We start from the raw sequence: 15,508 nt of genomic DNA, 5'->3' as shown, positions 1-15,508 counted from the left end.
CCGTGCACCCCGTCATCAGAACAGCCATGGCCGAACCGCAGACCCCACAGCCCTGGTGGAACCGGGACTCGGTGCAGGGCAGCCGAGCCCTGATCCTGAGCTCCCTGGCCTTCAGCCTGATGACGGTCTGCGTCAAGCAACTGAACAGTCGGCTTCCGGTGGCGGAAATCGTGCTGTGCCGGGCCCTGATCAGCATCGTTCTGACCACTGTGGGCCTGCGCCTGGCCGGGGTCTCCCCGTGGGGCCAGCGACGGGGGCTGCTGGTGGCGCGGGGGGTGCTGGGCAGCTTGGCCCTGCTCTGCTTCTTCGAAGCGATTGACCAGCTGCCGCTCGCTTCAGCGACGGTGCTCCAGTACACCTACCCCACCTTCACCGCCGTAGCAGCGCTGTTGCTGCTGGGCGAGCCCCTGCGCCGACGCATCAGTGCAGCGGTTCTGCTGGGCTGGATCGGCGTCACCCTCGTGGTGCAACCGCAGTGGCTCACGGGAACAGCCCAACCTGCGCAACTGATCCCTGCCCTGATCGGCATTGGTGGCGCTCTGATGACCGCCCTGGCCTACGTGAGCGTGAGGCGGCTGTCGCAAACCGAGCACCCCTTGGTGATCATCCTCTATTTCCCGATGATCTCGGTTCCCCTGACCCTGCCCTGGGTGCTGCAGCAAGGGGTCTGGCCCCAAGGCATCGAATGGTTCTGGCTCCTGGGGGTCGGGGTGATGACCCAGCTGGGCCAAATCTGGGTGACCGAGGGCCTGCGCTGTCTGCCCGCCGCCCGAGCCACATCGATCAACTACGTGCAGGTGGTCTTTGCCGCAGGCTGGGGCTGGCTGTGGTTCGCCGAATCGATCAATGCCTGGCAAGTGGGCGGCGGGATGCTGGTGCTGGCCGCCACCCTGATCAGCCTGTCGGCGCGACGTTAGAGCTCAGGCTTTGTCCAAACCCAGGGGGTACGTCAGCCAGGCCTGGCGGTCGTCGGATCCGCCTTTGGGTCTGGCCAGGCGCCAGCTCTGACCACGGGATCCCCGCTGCAGAAACAGTTCAAACGGGCTATCCACCTGCACACGGTCGCCGGGGAGCTGCCAGTCGAAGCGGCCTGAAATCCTGAGGCCCTGCTCGTCACCCAGGGCAAAACTTTCCTGGTCCTCCACCCGCACCCGACTCACGCTTGGGGCGATGGGCATCGGGGTGAGATCGAGGGAGCTGGCAATGGCCGACTGAGTGAGCTGAATCTGCATGGCCAGCGCTTCATTCAGGAGAGCCCGTGGCGGCTGAGATCCATTGCATGCCGTCAGTGAAACCACGATCGATAAAACGCACAGCACCTGAAGCAAACGGCGCACAACGCGCTTGAAAGCAGAGACAGGCAATGACAGCTGCGGCAACATGACGCGGTTGAAACCTCTCCCCATGATCGGCTGGCTGCAGGGACGACCGATGGAGTGCTGGACTCAAGGCAACCGTAGCGGCGTTCTGCTGCTCTGCGGTGGGGTCGGATATGAGGTGCACCTGACCGAGCGGCATCAGCAGAACCTTCCGGATGGCGACCTGAACTTGTGGATTCATCAGGTGCAGCGGGAGGACGGCAGCAGCCTCTACGGCTTTCCCCTGCGCCAGGAGCGGGATCTGTTCCGGCTGCTGATTAGCGTCAGCGGTGTGGGCCCCCAGGCCGGTCTGGCGCTAATGCAGGAATGCAAGCCCCAGGAGCTGGTGGAAGCGATCAGCAGCGGTGATCTGCGTCGCCTCTGCAAGGCACAGGGCATCGGCAAACGCACCGCTGAGCGTCTGGCGGTGGAACTCAGGGCCTCGATTGCGGCCTTCGCGGGCGTGGATCCCGCCCCATCGCTGGCGGAAGGCGTCAGCTCGGAGCAGATGCCGGCAAGCGGTGCCGACGTGGAAGCGACCCTCTCGATGCTGGGTTACGACGATCTGGAAATCCGTCGAGCCATCCGTGCGATCGCTGAGGGCGCCGATGGCCAACCGCCTGCTGGAAACGACCAGGACGCCTGGCTGCGGGGCTGCCTGCAATGGCTGAGCCGCGAATCGGCCTGAGCCGCCCCACGCGAAGGTAAGCTGGTTGTTTGCACTGACAGGGCCGCCCCCCGCGCATGTCGCTTGATACCACCGAGAAGCAGCAGCTGATCAACACCCACCAGACCCACGGCACCGACACCGGTTCTGCCGAGGTCCAGGTGGCCATGCTGAGTGAGCGGATCAACCGTCTCAGCAGCCACCTACAGAACAACATCCATGACTTCTCCTCACGGCAGGGGCTGCTCAAGATGATTGGCCGTCGCAAGCGCCTGCTGAGCTACATGCGCAGCAAGAGTGAGCAACGCTACGCCGACACGATCGCCAAACTGGGCATCCGCGGCTGATCGACGTCCCCCATGCCTGAGCAACGCAACGCCCTCCCCTTTGAGCCCAAAGGGTCTGGGAAGGGAAGCAAGCCTGCTTCAGGTACGCCTCGGCAGGAAGCCATTCCTCGCTACGTGGCCGATCGGATGGCTCGCCGGGTTGCTGTGTTCACAGGACTCCCGTCCCTCGCTGGGATGGGAGTTTTTGTTGGCAGTTATTTCGTTGTTACCCGTGGCATCGCCGATATCGCTCCAGGGCTCACGCTGACGGGCTCCGGCCTGTTTTTCCTTTTGGGTCTGGTGGGCCTCAGCGTCGGCGTGTTGACCGCCAGCTGGGATCCCGAACCGGGTTCTCTGCTTGGCTTCGAGAACTTCAAGCCGAACATTCAGCGGATGAAGGAGTCGATCCGGGCCCAGAAGCAGCAGCAACATCAATCGAAGTCCTGATCCAGTTCTTTGGATCAGGACCTCCTGATCAGACGATCAGGTGAGCACCAGACGATCGCTGCATCGGGCTTCAAAGGATTGGGTGCGCAGTGACGCGATCGCTGCATCAACGTCTTTGACGCAGAACTGGGAACCGAGTCGCACATAGCGAACGTTGTCGCCGTGGCACACCTCGGCGACCACAGGCACCTTCACGCCCAGCTCATCCCGCTCAGGGCGATGTTGGTTCAGGCATTCCCGCAGCTTGTGCTGAATGGCAATGTCGCTGGCCTGATCGGAGGGGAGCTGAACCAGCAGCAGATTGAGCTCATCGACGGCACGGCAGTCGTCAATGATCAGCTGCACGCGCTCGTCACGGCGATCAACCCCAGCCCACACCAAGAGGCGGGCTTCAGCCATCAGGTGATCTGCGAGGCGCGCGTAACTCTTGGGAAACACCACCGCTTCGCAACTTCCGGTGAGATCCTCAAGCTGCAGGATCGCCATGCGATCGCCCTTACGGGTGGTGACCTGGCGCATTTCAGCCACCATCGCAATGGCACTCACCTTGGCTTTGTCGGGCTGTTCCTCCAAGGAACCCAGACCGATGGGGGCCAGCAACTTCGACGAGGGGGTGAGCTGTTTGAGTGGGTGATCGGAGAGGTAAAAGCCCACCAGATCTTTTTCGAGACGAAGCTTTTCGGTTGGGGGATAGTCCGGCACCGGCGCCGCCTTGGGTGCATGGCTGAGATCCGCCGGCCCATCGGCATCGGCGGCAGGAGCCATCAGATCAAAGAGGTTGCCCTGTCCGCTGTCTCGGTCTTTGGCCCGTGAGGAGGCCCAGTCGAGCAGCAGATCAAGATCTGCCATCAACTGAGCACGGTTGGCCTGCGGATCCATGGCATCCAGGGCACCGCAGTGAATCAACGACTCCAGACCACGGCGGTTGAGCACCGAGGACGGGATCCGGTCACACAGATCCGCCAGAGAACGGAAAGGCCCATCGCTATCGCGGGCAGCGATCAATTGACGGATCGCACCATCACCAAGGTTGCGAACGGCGGAAAGGCCGAACAGGATCCGATCGCCGTTGGGGGTGAAATCGGTGAGCGAGGCATTCACATCCGGGGGCATCACCTCAATCCCCATCGCATTGCAATTGGAGATGTAGCGCTGCACTTTGTCGGCAGCTCCGGCGTTCACCGTGAGCAGGGCCGCCATGTAGGCGACCGGGTAGTGCGCTTTCAGATAAGCCGTCTGATACGTGACGGCGCCATAGGCCGTGGAATGGCTCTTGTTGAAGCAGTATTCAGCGAAGAGAACCATCTGATCGAACAGTTCGTCGGCGACCTTTTCATCAACGCCGCGCTCTCCAGCACCCTGAACGAAGATGCCGCGGTGCTTCTGCATCTCGGACACTTTTTTCTTGCCCATCGCCCGCCGGAGCAGATCGGCCTGCCCCAGGGAGTAACCGGCCAGATCCTGCGCGATCCGCATGATCTGTTCCTGGTACACCATGATCCCGTAGGTCTCGGACAGGATCGGCTCAAGAATCGCGTGGGCGAAGTCGATCGCCTCCCGGCCGTGCTTGCGGTTGATGAATTTGGGAATCAGTCCAGCATCGAGAGGCCCCGGTCTGTAGAGGGCAAGGATCGAGGAGATGTCTTCCAGGGATGACGGCTTGAGATCACGCACGATCTGCCGCATTCCGCTGGATTCCAACTGGAAGATCCCCTCCAGATCACCTCTCGCCAGAAGGGCAAAGGTCTCTTCATCCTGGGGCGGCAGTTTGTCGGGATCGACACGGGTGCCACTGCTCACCTCCACCAGTTCGAGGGTCTTTTCGATCATCGTGAGGTTCTTCAACCCCAGGAAATCCATCTTCAACAGACCCATGGATTCCACGTCTTCCATGAAGTACTGCGTGATCACCTGACCATCGTTGTTGCGCTGCAACGGCACCAGTTCGTCGAGGGGATCAGCGGCGATAACCACACCAGCTGCGTGAACACCAAAGGTTTTGTTGGTGCCTTCAATCCTCATTGCCATGTCCACCCAACGCTTCACCGTTGGATCCGCCTCGTACTTCTCGCGGAACTCGGGGTTGGGTGATTCCTCGCCGATCATCGCCTTGAGCTTGGCGGGCTTGCCGCGAACCACCGGGATCAGCTTCGCCAGACGGTCGGCATCCCCGTAGGGAATGTCGAGCACCCGGGCCACATCCTTCAAAACCGCCTTGGAGGTCATCCGGTTGAAGGTGATGATCTGCGCCACCTTGTCCTCGCCGTAGCGTTCGGTGACGTAGTCGATCACCTCACCACGACGCTCGATGCAGAAGTCGGTGTCGATATCAGGCATCGACTTACGTTCCGGATTGAGGAAGCGCTCGAACAGCAGGCAGTTGGTGATCGGATCGATGTTGGTGATCCCCAGGCAGTACGCGACGAGCGACCCTGCGGCGGAACCACGACCCGGACCGACGGGAATGTTCTGTTCCCGGGCAAAACGGATGTAATCCCAGACCACCAGGAAGTAGGTGGGAAATCCCATCTGCTCCATGATCTTGAGCTCATGGGCCATGCGCTCGGCATAGTCGTCGGGCAAGGCAGCATCAGGGCTGAGCTCGAGCCGATCCCGCAATCCCTGCTCGGTCACCTCCCTCAGGTAGCTGACGGGGGTATGGCCCTCGGGAATCGGGAAGCGGGGCATTTGATAGCGCCCAAGAATGTCGTAAGGCTCAACCTTCTCGGCCACCTTGACGGTGTTGGCGATCGCCTCCTGAACCACCTCAGGCTCGAGGTGATCCTTGAAGAGAAGGCCCATCTCCTCTTCGGTTTTGATGTATTCGGTGCCGGTGTAACGCAGCCGCTTCTCATCGGTGATCAGCTTGCCGGTGAGCACGCAAAGCAAGGCATCGTGGGCTTCAACGTCCTGCTTGCTCAGGTAGTGGGCATCGTTGGTAGCAACGATCTGAATGCCGAGCTCCTTGGCAATTTTGACGATCTCAACGTTGACGATCCGATCTTCCGGGGATCCGTGATCCTGGATCTCGAGGTAGTAGTCGTCGCCGAACACCTCCTGATACCAAGCCGCCACCTTGCGAGCAACATCGGGGCGACCCCGCAGAATCGCCTGGGCGATCTCACCGCCGAGGCACGCCGTGGCGATGATCAGGCCTTCGCTGTGTTGCTTCAGCAGCTCCTTGTCGATGCAGGCACGGGAGAAGATCCCGCGTCCCCGCATCCCCCGCAGGTGGCTGATGCTGGTGAGCTTCACCAGATTGCGGTAACCGGTGGCATTTTTCGCCAGCACCACCAGGTGATACCGCTTCTCTTTCTTGGGTTGTGGGTCGTCGATGGACCCGTTGATCACATACATCTCGTTGCCGATAATCGGCTTGAGATCTGATCCCTGACAGAGCTTCAGCAGCTCAATCGCGCCGTACATCACGCCGTGATCCGTCAGGGCGATGGCGGGCATACCCAGCAGCTTCGCCCTCTCCACCATGGCCGGCAACTGCGACGCACCGTCGAGAAGGCTGTAGTCGCTGTGGTTGTGGAGAGGAACGAAAGCCATAGGGTCAGCCTAGGACCCAACGCAAGATCCAGCGTTCAGGGGGAACACAACCCCCCATATGTGGCGCAGATCAGGGAACCAGTGCAGCTTCCGGGCGTGAAGCAAACACCTGAGCGGCCTGCTCGTACTGATGCGCCACCTGAAGCAGACGCGGTTCATCCAACACATTGCCGATCAGCTGCATCCCGATCGGCAGACCTGCCGCGCTGAATCCACAGGGAACACTGATGGCCGGAAGTCCAGCAAGGTTGACCGGAATCGTCAGGAGGTCAGCCAGATACATCGCCAGCGGGTCGTCGGCGTGGGCGCCAGCCTTGAAGGCCGTGGACGGCGCTGTTGGCGTCAGCAGCACATCAACACTCTGGAAGGCCGCATCAAAATCCCGCCGGATCAGGGTGCGCACCTGCTGCGCCTTTTTGTAATAGGCATCGACGTATCCGGCAGACAGGGCGTAGGTGCCGATCAGGATTCGCCGTTGCACCTCAGCGCCGAATCCTTCAGCACGGCTTCGCGCCGTCATCGCGGCAAGGCTCTCGGCGTCTTCGGCACGGAAGCCGTATTTGACACCGTCGTACCGCGCCAGGTTGGCCGACGCCTCCGATGGTGCGATCACGTAGTAGGTGGCGATGCCGTCGTTAAAGCGGGGGCAGCTCACCTCAACCAGTTCAGCACCGAGAGCCTCCAGCTGGGCAGCAGAGGCCTGCACCGATGCCTTCACCTCAGGATCGAGGCCTTCGGCATCGAAGCACTCCTTGATCACCCCCACCTTGAGCCCCTTGATGGACTGGTTGAGGCCGGCGCTGAAATCGGGAACCGCTGCATCAAGGCAGGTGGAATCGCGGGGGTCGGGTCCGGCGATCACCTGGAGCAGTTCGGCCACATCAGCAACGCTGCCGGCGAAGGGACCCACCTGATCCAGAGAGCTGGCGAAGGCCACCAGGCCCCAACGACTGACGCGGCCGTAGGTGGGCTTGAGGCCCACCACACCACAGAACGACGCCGGTTGGCGGATGGAGCCACCGGTGTCGGAACCAAGCGAAGCGACGCAACTGCCGGCGGCGACGGCCGCTGCACTGCCACCGGAGCTTCCACCCGGCACATGGGCGGTGTTCCAGGGGTTCTGTGTGGCCCCGAATGCGGACGTTTCGGTTGAGCCGCCCATCGCGAACTCATCCAGATTTGTCTTGCCCACCAACACACCACCTGCCTGCCAGAGCCGCTCGGTGACCGTGGATTCATAGGGCGGCACGAACTGCTCGAGCATGCGGCTGGAACAGGTAGTGCGAACACCTTTGGTGCAGAGGTTGTCCTTGATCGCCAGCGGCAATCCCGCCAGGGGGCCAAGCGTCTCGCCGGCGGCCCGGGCTTCATCAATGCGGGATGCCTCAGCACGGGCCTGATCGGCCGTGACTTCAACAAAGGCGTTCAGCGAAGGCTCAGAACTTTCGAGCCGCTTGAGGTGCTGATCAACGAGCTCGCGGGAGGAAACCTCGCCGCTCTGCAGTTGCTGACGCCACGCGCTGATCGTCATGTCCCTGCGATCCATTGCAGCAAGGACGCTATCAGCCGCAGGATCAGCCCTCAGCTGAGATGGTGAGGGGCTCGGAGCGCAGGGTCCGCAGCAGGGAATGGCTGATCGACTGGGGTTGCTCCGACTTAACGTCGTCCAGGAAGGCACTGAGCTCACTCTCCAGCCCCTTGCGGGTGATGAAAGGACCGAACCAGTAGGTCACATCAGGGCCTGACGTCTGAACGCGAGCCCACCAAGCGACTCCAAAGCCATTGGCAAGGCTGCGCAGCGGCCGAATCAGGGGACTCATGGGAGGAACAGGACATCGGGGCATTGTGCCCCGAGATCTTGGTCAACCGCGCTGTTTTCAGGGAGATAGCTGAATGTTCTGATCGAACGGCAAGCCAACATCCGGCCGCGATGGGTTCAGATCCAGGTCAATCCGCTGTTCCGGGGCCTTCTCCACAGGAGCTTCAGGCTGTTCGGGCGTAGCAGGCTGTTCAGTGGAAACAGGCTTTTCAGTAGTCACAGCCACCTCAGACGCCTCAGTTGCGTCAACGGTCGATTCAGAACCCGCAAGTTTGGGCCTGCGAATCGGCGGCGACGGTGCCTGGCCGTGAATGTCCTTCATCCAGTTGCGCCGTGCCACTTCATAGACGCACAGGGCTGTGGCGACGGAGGCATTCAGGCTCGGTGTGATGCCCCGCAGCGGGATGCGAACCAACTGGTCGCAATGGCGCCGGGTCATCAGCGACAGGCCCTGGTCCTCGGATCCGGTCACCAGCACCATCGGCCCACTGAGGTCGACATCGGTGAGGGTCACATCCCCTTCAGCGGCAAGGCCCACCACCCTGTAGCCGGAGTCTTTGAGCTTTTCCAGGGAGCGATTGAGGTTGACCACGCGTGCCACCGGCAGGTGTTCCAGGGCTCCGGCGGCCACCTTGGCGGCGGAACCGGTCAAACCAGCACTGCGGCGCTGGGGGATCACCACGCCATGGGCTCCCATGGCTTCAGCGGAGCGAACAACCGCCCCGAGGTTGTGGGGGTCGGTGACACCGTCCAGGGCCACCAACAGGGGGGGTTCCCCCAGATCCGAGCAGCCCTCGATGAGGCTGTCGAGATCAAGGGTTTCCGCCGCCGCCGTCTGCAGGGCGATGCCCTGGTGAACGGACCCACCTGTGATCTGTCCCAACCGGGCCCAGGTCACCTCTTCCACGAGAACGCCCGAGGCCTTGGCATCGCGCAGGAGCTGGAGGAATTTGGAGGCACTGCGCATCTCGGCAGTGCACCAGATGCGATGGATGGGGCGTCCGGCCTCCAACGCGGCCTGGGTGGCATGACGCCCCCAGATCAAATCGTCCGCTGGCGGGGTGGCCGCTGCAGCCTCCGGGGCTGCATCCGGCCGCTGAGGACGAGCCTCGTCGAAGCGGGATCTGGGGCGCTGGGACGGTTGGCGCCGTTCATCCCCGGAGCGACGGCGGTCGCCGAACCGATCGTTGCGATCGCGAAAACGTCCAGGCCCTGAGCGTTCGTTTTGATAGCCCGAGCGGGGGGCGTTCTGATCTCGGTCGAAGGAACGGGAGCGGTTGCCAAACCGCTCTTTCGGGCGATCACCGAAACGTTCTCCAGTTCGATCACCGGATCGATCAGCGGCGCGATCACCGAAACGCTCCCCAGACCGCTCCTTGAACCGATAACCAGGTCGATCACCAGAGCGCTCACCAAACCGATTGCCGGGTCGATCGCCCCCTCGCGACTGGTCCCACTCCCCATCCCGTGGAGCGCGTCGTTCGCGATAACCGCCGCCATCACGCCCAGGTTTGGCATAGGGAGAACGACCGCCGTCAGAACGGCGGTTGCCCGGCATGGGGCGACCATTGCCGGAACGGCCCATCGACGAGCGCCCCCCGGCCGGTCGTCCAGTGCCACCAGGCCCCGAACGGCCATCGCGGGATGGGCCGCTGGAGCGGCGTTCAAAGCGAGGGCTCATGGTGTGCGAGGCAACGTTATGGATTTGATCCGGCTTGCTCCAAGTGATCGAAGAGCTCCGCAAGCCGGGCTGGATTGTTCAGGAACAGCCAGCCCACCATTGTCTCAAACCCTGTGGCCCTTCCATAAACCGCAGCGTCTGCGCGCCGTGGCCCCCGCCCGGCACTGTTGCGACCTCGCCGCACCAGATCGAGTTCTTCTGAACAGAGCAGCTCGCGTTCTTCCAGCCAGCTCAACAAACGGGACTGGGCGTCAGCACGAACATCAGCCACGACGGCTCGATGCAGGTCGTCAGAACGTCCTGGCCTCGACCCATGGCGGAGCCGTTGATGCAGCTCCCACACGGCATCACCAATCCAAGCCAGTTGCAATGGTCCCAGCTGTTCGTTGATGTACCGGGGAGACTGGCTTCGAATCCAATCGGTCAAGCGGCCAACTGGTTGAGGGCTGTAGGCAGATCCTCCACCAGATGAAGGAACTCCTCAAGACGCACCAACTTGATCGTCTGCGTCACCCTTGAGTTCCCCACCAGCACAAACGACCGCTTGGCATCCGTAGATTGCTTGGCCAGCTGAACCAAAGCCCCAAGGCCGGATGAATCGAGGAAATCGATCTTGCTGAGATCGAGAACAGACGGAAGCTTGTTGGCCTTCAAAACATCACCCACGTACTCCATGAACTGCTTCTCGGAGTACGCATCCAGCTGACCGGTGAAATGAAACACCAGACAGCCGTCTTTCTGTTCGAATCCGCCCCTGAGAGAGACGGTCAGTCGCTGCAGTTCGCTGATGGGATCAAGCCCCCCAGGCATCGTCGGCACGAAGTGTAGTGATGCTGAGCGTTGGCTACCACCTCATCAACGGCGATCGGCCATCAGCGTCACAAAGCGGGCGAAATGATGGTCGGCGTCATGGGGGCCCGGACTCGCTTCTGGGTGGTACTGCACCCCGAACACCGGCTTCTGACGGTGGGCGATCGCTGCCACGGTGCGGTCGTTCAAATTGAAATGGGTGACGTCAATGACGTCTGAATCCAGAGAATCAGCGGAGAGGGCAAAGCCGTGGTTCTGACTGGTGATTTCAACCTGGCCTGTGGTGCCACAGGGATGATTCAATCCGCGGTGGCCATAGGGCAGCTTGAACGTCTCTCCGCCCAGGGCCAGACCAAGAATCTGATGGCCCAGACAGATGCCGAACAGGGGTAGATCGGATTCCTCCAGCAACAGCTTGGCCAGGGCGATCCCACGGGTCACCGCTGCCGGGTCGCCAGGCCCGTTGGACAGGAAGACGCCATCCGGGCGATGGGAACGAACCGTCTCCAGATCCGTGTCTGCCGGCAGAACCGTGACATCGCAACCATGGGCGACCAATCGATCGAGGATGGCGCGCTTGATGCCGAAATCGATAGCGACAACGCGGAAGGGCGCGTCGCTGCGGCGCTGCAAACGCTGATCGAAGCCAACACTGCAGGCCTGATTCCACTGGTAGGGCTCACGGGTTGTGACGCGGTCCGCCAGGTTCAACCCCTGCATCGACGGGGCCTGCTTCAGGAGCTCAAGCAACTGCGCAGGGGTCTGACCGTCACTGCTGATCACGCCATTCATGGCCCCCACCTCACGCAGGTGACGCACCAGGGCACGGGTGTCCAAACCGCTGATGCCCACCAACTGATGGGTCTGCATCCAGCTCTCAAGGGACTGTTCACAGCGCCAGTTGCTGGGAACTGGGGCCAGCTGGCGGGCAATCACGCCACGGGCATGGGGGCGATCAGCTTCTTGATCATCAACATTCACCCCGGTGTTGCCGAGTTCGGGATAGGTGAAGCTCACCAGCTGCCCGGCATAGGAGGGGTCTGTCAGCACCTCCTGGTAACCGGTCATGCCGGTGTTGAACACCACCTCACCGATGGTGGTGCCGCGATGGCCGAAGCCGACACCGGTGAGAACCGTGCCATCGGCAAGGACGAGATAAGCCTTGTCTGATGGGGAATCGGGCATCGAAGGGCCGCCGCAGGTCATCAGTCACTCATTCTCCATCTCCGTCGGACAGGGCATCCCGCAGAGCCACAAGCTTGTCCCAGGCCTTGCCCTCATTGAGAACAGCCTGAGCATGAGCAACAGCAGCCGGCAGATCGCTTTGAAGCCCGGCAGCCCAGAGCACAAGCGCTGTGTTGAAGGCCACAACCTCCCTCTGCGCCAGGGATCCCTGCCCCTGCAGAACGTTCTGAAGGATCTGCTGGTTCACCGCGCAGTCACCACCGCGCAGCTGATCGAGACCAGCACGGGTGAGGCCCAGATCTTCAGGGGAAACCTCCTTTGTGGTGATGCCCCCGGATTCGATCAGACGCAAGGCATTGGGCCCCGCCAAGGACGCCTCATCGAGGCCTCCAGCGCCATGAACCACCACGGCACGGCTCAAGCCCAAGTGCTGCAGAGCGCCCGCCATGGGGTCGAGAAGTTCCGGACGCGCCACGCCAAGAACCTGGGCCTGGGGCTGCAGCGGATTGACCAGAGGACCCAACAGGTTGAACACCGTGCGGACCCCCAGGCTGCGTCGCAGCGGCGCCAGATTCACAAGAGCTGGATGCCAGGCGGGAGCGAACAGGAAGGTGACACCGGTTCCCGGCAAAGCGTCGACCACCTTGTTCAACGGTGCCTTGAGGTTGAGGCCGAGCCCCTCGAGCACGTCGGCTGAACCCACTTTGCCGCTGGCGCTGCGGTTGCCGTGCTTGGCCACATTGACCCCGCAGGCGGCGGCGGTGAAGGCGACCGCCGTGGAGATGTTGAAGGTGTCGGCACCATCACCACCGGTGCCGCAGGTGTCGACCATGGCCAGATCGGGCCGGGGGCAAGGAAGGGGGCAGGCCTCGCGCAGGACAGCCGCCATGGCCGCCAGCTCATCGGCCACCATCCCCTTGGCCCGCAGTCCAGCCAGGAACGCCCCGGTCTGCACGGGCTCGAGCTCTTCGGCCAGCCAGGCACGCATGAGAGCAGTGGCCTCATCGGAGCTGAGGTTGTTGCCCTGCAGCAGATGGTCCAAGCAACCGGACCAGGAACGCGGGTCTGAAGACATGGAGGGGAGCTGGCAGTAAAAAACCCGGGTGCGAGGCACGCCGGGCCGGGTGATAGGGATAGTCCCACTATCCCCTAGATCAACAGATAACGACCAGTCAACGACCAGCCGTTGAAGCCGGATGCCTAGGTTGGCCTGCCAACGGGACCCACGAGCTCGCATGGCCGCCCTTCGTCTCGATCTGATCGGCCGCTATCTGCGTCCCCACCGCCGCACGGTGCTGCTGGGAGCCATCGCCCTAGTGGTGGTCAACGTTCTGCGGGTCACGATCCCGATGGAAGTGCGCAGCGTTGTGGACGAGCTCCAGGAGGGATTCAGTTACGCCGGAGTCCTGCGCCAGGCGGGATGGGTTGTGCTGCTCGCCAGCACCATGGGGGTGATCCGGCTGGCCTCTCGACAACTCATCTTCGGCGTGGGTCGGCAGGTGGAGGTGGATCTGCGTCAGCGCCTGTTCGAGCACATGCTCCGCCAGGAACCCGATTGGATTCAGAGCAAAGGCAGCGGTGAAGTGATCAGTCGCGCCACCAGCGATGTGGAAAACATCCGGCGCCTGCTCGGATTCGCGATTCTCAGCCTGACCAACACGGTGCTGGCCTATGCGCTGACGCTGCCCGCGATGTTGGCCATCGATCCGTGGCTGACCCTGGCCGCCGTCGGGCTCTACCCCGTGATGCTCAGCACGGTACGCCTGTTTGGTGGACGCATGATGCGTCAGAAGCGCGCGCAGCAGGAAGAACTCTCCGCCCTCAGCAACCTGATTCAGGAGGATCTCTCGGGAATCGGGGCCATCAAGATTTACGGCCAGGAGGGGGCAGAACAGCAGGCCTTTGCCACACGCAACCGCCGCTACCGCGACAGTGCCATTCAGCTGGCGAGAACACAAAGCACTCTGTTCCCGCTGCTTCAGGGCATTTCCTCCCTCTCAGTTCTTTTGCTACTGGCCATCGGCAGCGGCCAGCTCGAAGCCGGTCGTCTGAGCATTGGAGGACTGGTGGCCCTGATCCTTTATGTGGAGCAGCTCGTCTTCCCAACGGCACTGCTGGGATTCACCCTCAACACCTTCCAGACCGGCCAGGTGAGCCTCGAGCGGGTGGAGGAGTTAATGAAACGGGAACCCCAGATCAAAGACCCTGATCCCTCTGATGCTCAGCCCCAGCCAACGTCAGAACACCGGGGGCGTTTTGAAGCCCGTGACCTGACGGTTCAGTACCAGGGCGCAGAGCAGAACACCCTCAATGGCCTGAGCTTCTGCATCGAGCCTGGGGAGCTGGTGGCTGTTGTCGGGGCCGTGGGCTGCGGCAAGACCACCCTGGCTCGGGCCTTCGGTCGGATGGTTCCACTGGAACCGGGACAGCTGTTCCTGGATGGTGTGGATGTCACCCAGATGCCCCTGAAGAGGTTGCGCCGTGACGTGGCGATCGTTCCCCAGGAGGGCTTTCTGTTCACCAGCACCCTGGCGGACAACCTGCGCTATGGCGACCCTGAAGCCAGTGATCAGCGGGTTGAACTGGCGGCAGAGCAAGCCCGCCTGGCTGATGACGTGAAGGGCTTTCCCGATGGTTTCGGAACCATCGTTGGTGAACGCGGCATCACGTTGAGTGGTGGTCAGCGTCAACGCACAGCTCTGGGCCGGGCTCTGCTGATGTCGGCGCCGGTGTTGGTCCTCGACGACGCCTTGGCCAGCGTTGACAACAACACGGCTGCGGCGATTCTGGATTCGATCCGAGCTCAGGACGACCGGACGATCGTGATGATCAGCCATCAACTTTCAGCCGCAGCGGCCTGTGATCGCATCCTGGTGATGGAGAACGGACGCATCGTTCAACAGGGTCACCACAACGCCTTGATTCAGCAGCCAGGTGTATACAAACGGCTTTGGGAGCGTCAGCAGGCGTCGCAACAACTGGATGCGTTGGCTTCCTGAAGAATCTCCGGGCGGTTTCTGACAACACCAACTTTCGTGGCTTAGCTGTGAAGGCAACTTCTTGCCTATGACCAGCGGATCCCCCTTCGCGGTGCGCTGCACGCTCACCTTTGGCGATATCTACGGACAGGTGCTGGCCTGGATGGCCGTCATTTTTGTGAGCCTGGCTGCGGGGCTTGCCCTGATGGGCTCGTCGCGACCGGTGTTTGCGCTGGTGGGAGTGGGGCTGATTTTGGTGCTCAGCCTGCCATTTCTGCTCTTCGCCTTCGTCACAACGCTGCTGAATCACATCCAGCTCAACCCAGTTGAGGGGGAAGCCAACGCGTCTTGAGCATCCACGGCAACAAGAAACGAGGGCCTATCAACACGTCCGGAACGGCTATCCCGCGATGGTTCCGCAGGACGAGACCACGATCCATTGGTCGGCGATCAACAGGAGCTCATTCCATCCTGCCCCGCGATTGAGGGCAGACAGTCCTGGCGCAGGTGCGCTTTCTGGTTCAACAGAATGATCCACCTGTTTTTGTTTTTGAGAAACAGCTTTCTTCATCAACAAGCCATCAATCAATGGCTTGCAATTGATTGATCCATCCAATTCGTCTTTTTTCTGGCCATGGCCCAGCCATCGGCACAATCTCCTCCACCCCTGATGACATTCTCA

Annotated in this window: 16 protein-coding genes; 6 read left to right on the top strand and 10 right to left on the bottom strand. The window is 61.8% G+C overall.

Annotated elements, in window-relative coordinates:
* The first annotated feature begins 26 nt into the window (after positions 1-26).
* Complete coding sequence (locus DXY03_RS02195) at positions 27-917, top strand: DMT family transporter (RefSeq protein WP_115008924.1); 891 nt, start codon at positions 27-29, stop codon at positions 915-917.
* Between the two features lie 3 nt (positions 918-920).
* Here DXY03_RS02195 and DXY03_RS02190 read toward each other — a convergent pair whose 3' ends face one another.
* On the bottom strand, positions 921-1,382 hold the full coding sequence (locus DXY03_RS02190; RefSeq protein ID WP_170951948.1) for a hypothetical protein: 462 nt from the start codon (positions 1,380-1,382) through the stop codon (positions 921-923).
* A 22-nt stretch (positions 1,383-1,404) separates the two neighbouring features.
* Between DXY03_RS02190 and ruvA the strand changes: the two genes are divergently transcribed.
* From ruvA to DXY03_RS02175, 3 genes are read left to right on the top strand one after another with little or no spacing between them, the layout of a single operon-like run.
* Entirely contained in the window at positions 1,405-2,046 is a 642-nt protein-coding gene (ruvA, locus tag DXY03_RS02185) for a Holliday junction branch migration protein RuvA (protein WP_115008922.1), read from the top strand.
* Between the two features lie 56 nt (positions 2,047-2,102).
* Positions 2,103-2,372 carry a 30S ribosomal protein S15 gene (gene rpsO, locus DXY03_RS02180; RefSeq protein ID WP_006851408.1) on the top strand — a complete coding sequence of 90 codons (270 nt, stop codon included), beginning with the start codon at positions 2,103-2,105 and terminating at the stop codon, positions 2,370-2,372.
* 12 nt (positions 2,373-2,384) lie between these two features.
* The gene (locus DXY03_RS02175) at positions 2,385-2,798 is read left to right on the top strand and encodes a PAM68 family protein (RefSeq protein WP_115008921.1); all 414 of its coding nucleotides are present in this window, start codon (positions 2,385-2,387) and stop codon (positions 2,796-2,798) included.
* Between the two features lie 36 nt (positions 2,799-2,834).
* Here DXY03_RS02175 and DXY03_RS02170 read toward each other — a convergent pair whose 3' ends face one another.
* The 8 genes from DXY03_RS02170 to trpD all read right to left on the bottom strand — a co-directional run bounded on the left by DXY03_RS02170 (position 2,835) and on the right by trpD (position 12,923).
* A complete protein-coding gene (locus DXY03_RS02170; protein WP_115008920.1) occupies positions 2,835-6,353 on the bottom strand; it encodes a DNA polymerase III subunit alpha in 3,519 nt (1,172 codons plus the stop codon).
* A gap of 70 nt (positions 6,354-6,423) precedes the next feature.
* A complete protein-coding gene (gene gatA / locus DXY03_RS02165; protein WP_115008919.1) occupies positions 6,424-7,899 on the bottom strand; it encodes an Asp-tRNA(Asn)/Glu-tRNA(Gln) amidotransferase subunit GatA in 1,476 nt (491 codons plus the stop codon).
* A gap of 28 nt (positions 7,900-7,927) precedes the next feature.
* Entirely contained in the window at positions 7,928-8,173 is a 246-nt protein-coding gene (locus DXY03_RS02160; RefSeq protein WP_115008918.1) for a DUF1816 domain-containing protein, read from the bottom strand.
* Positions 8,174-8,230: 57 nt separating this feature from the next.
* On the bottom strand, positions 8,231-9,853 hold the full coding sequence (gene rlmB, locus DXY03_RS02155) for a 23S rRNA (guanosine(2251)-2'-O)-methyltransferase RlmB (RefSeq protein ID WP_115008917.1): 1,623 nt from the start codon (positions 9,851-9,853) through the stop codon (positions 8,231-8,233).
* 16 nt (positions 9,854-9,869) lie between these two features.
* Positions 9,870-10,280 carry a Mini-ribonuclease 3 gene (locus tag DXY03_RS02150; protein ID WP_115008916.1) on the bottom strand — a complete coding sequence of 137 codons (411 nt, stop codon included), beginning with the start codon at positions 10,278-10,280 and terminating at the stop codon, positions 9,870-9,872.
* Positions 10,277-10,663 carry an STAS domain-containing protein gene (locus tag DXY03_RS02145; RefSeq protein WP_115008915.1) on the bottom strand — a complete coding sequence of 129 codons (387 nt, stop codon included), beginning with the start codon at positions 10,661-10,663 and terminating at the stop codon, positions 10,277-10,279. Before DXY03_RS02145 ends, DXY03_RS02150 begins: the two co-directional genes overlap by 4 nt.
* Positions 10,664-10,708: 45 nt before the next feature.
* The gene (gene carA / locus DXY03_RS02140; protein WP_170951947.1) at positions 10,709-11,869 is read right to left on the bottom strand and encodes a glutamine-hydrolyzing carbamoyl-phosphate synthase small subunit; all 1,161 of its coding nucleotides are present in this window, start codon (positions 11,867-11,869) and stop codon (positions 10,709-10,711) included.
* Between the two features lie 7 nt (positions 11,870-11,876).
* Complete coding sequence (gene trpD, locus DXY03_RS02135; protein ID WP_115008914.1) at positions 11,877-12,923, bottom strand: anthranilate phosphoribosyltransferase; 1,047 nt, start codon at positions 12,921-12,923, stop codon at positions 11,877-11,879.
* Positions 12,924-13,083: 160 nt separating this feature from the next.
* On the opposite strand from trpD, the gene DXY03_RS02130 reads away from it, so the two are divergent.
* Together DXY03_RS02130 and DXY03_RS02125 are read left to right on the top strand one after the other, a co-directional pair.
* Positions 13,084-14,847, top strand: coding sequence for an ABC transporter ATP-binding protein (locus DXY03_RS02130; protein WP_115008913.1), 1,764 nt, complete (start codon positions 13,084-13,086; stop codon positions 14,845-14,847).
* Between the two features lie 67 nt (positions 14,848-14,914).
* Entirely contained in the window at positions 14,915-15,178 is a 264-nt protein-coding gene (locus DXY03_RS02125) for a hypothetical protein (protein ID WP_011364125.1), read from the top strand.
* Between the two features lie 48 nt (positions 15,179-15,226).
* On the opposite strand, the gene DXY03_RS02120 is transcribed toward DXY03_RS02125, so the two are convergent.
* The gene (locus DXY03_RS02120; protein ID WP_115008912.1) at positions 15,227-15,481 is read right to left on the bottom strand and encodes a hypothetical protein; all 255 of its coding nucleotides are present in this window, start codon (positions 15,479-15,481) and stop codon (positions 15,227-15,229) included.
* Positions 15,482-15,508: the final 27 nt, after the last annotated feature.

This window comes from Synechococcus sp. N5 (genome assembly GCF_900473925.1).
Classification (GTDB): Bacteria; Cyanobacteriota; Cyanobacteriia; order PCC-6307; family Cyanobiaceae; genus Parasynechococcus.
The sequence above is the reverse complement of the archived record's forward strand: the minus strand, read 5'-3'. Positions and strand labels throughout refer to the sequence as shown.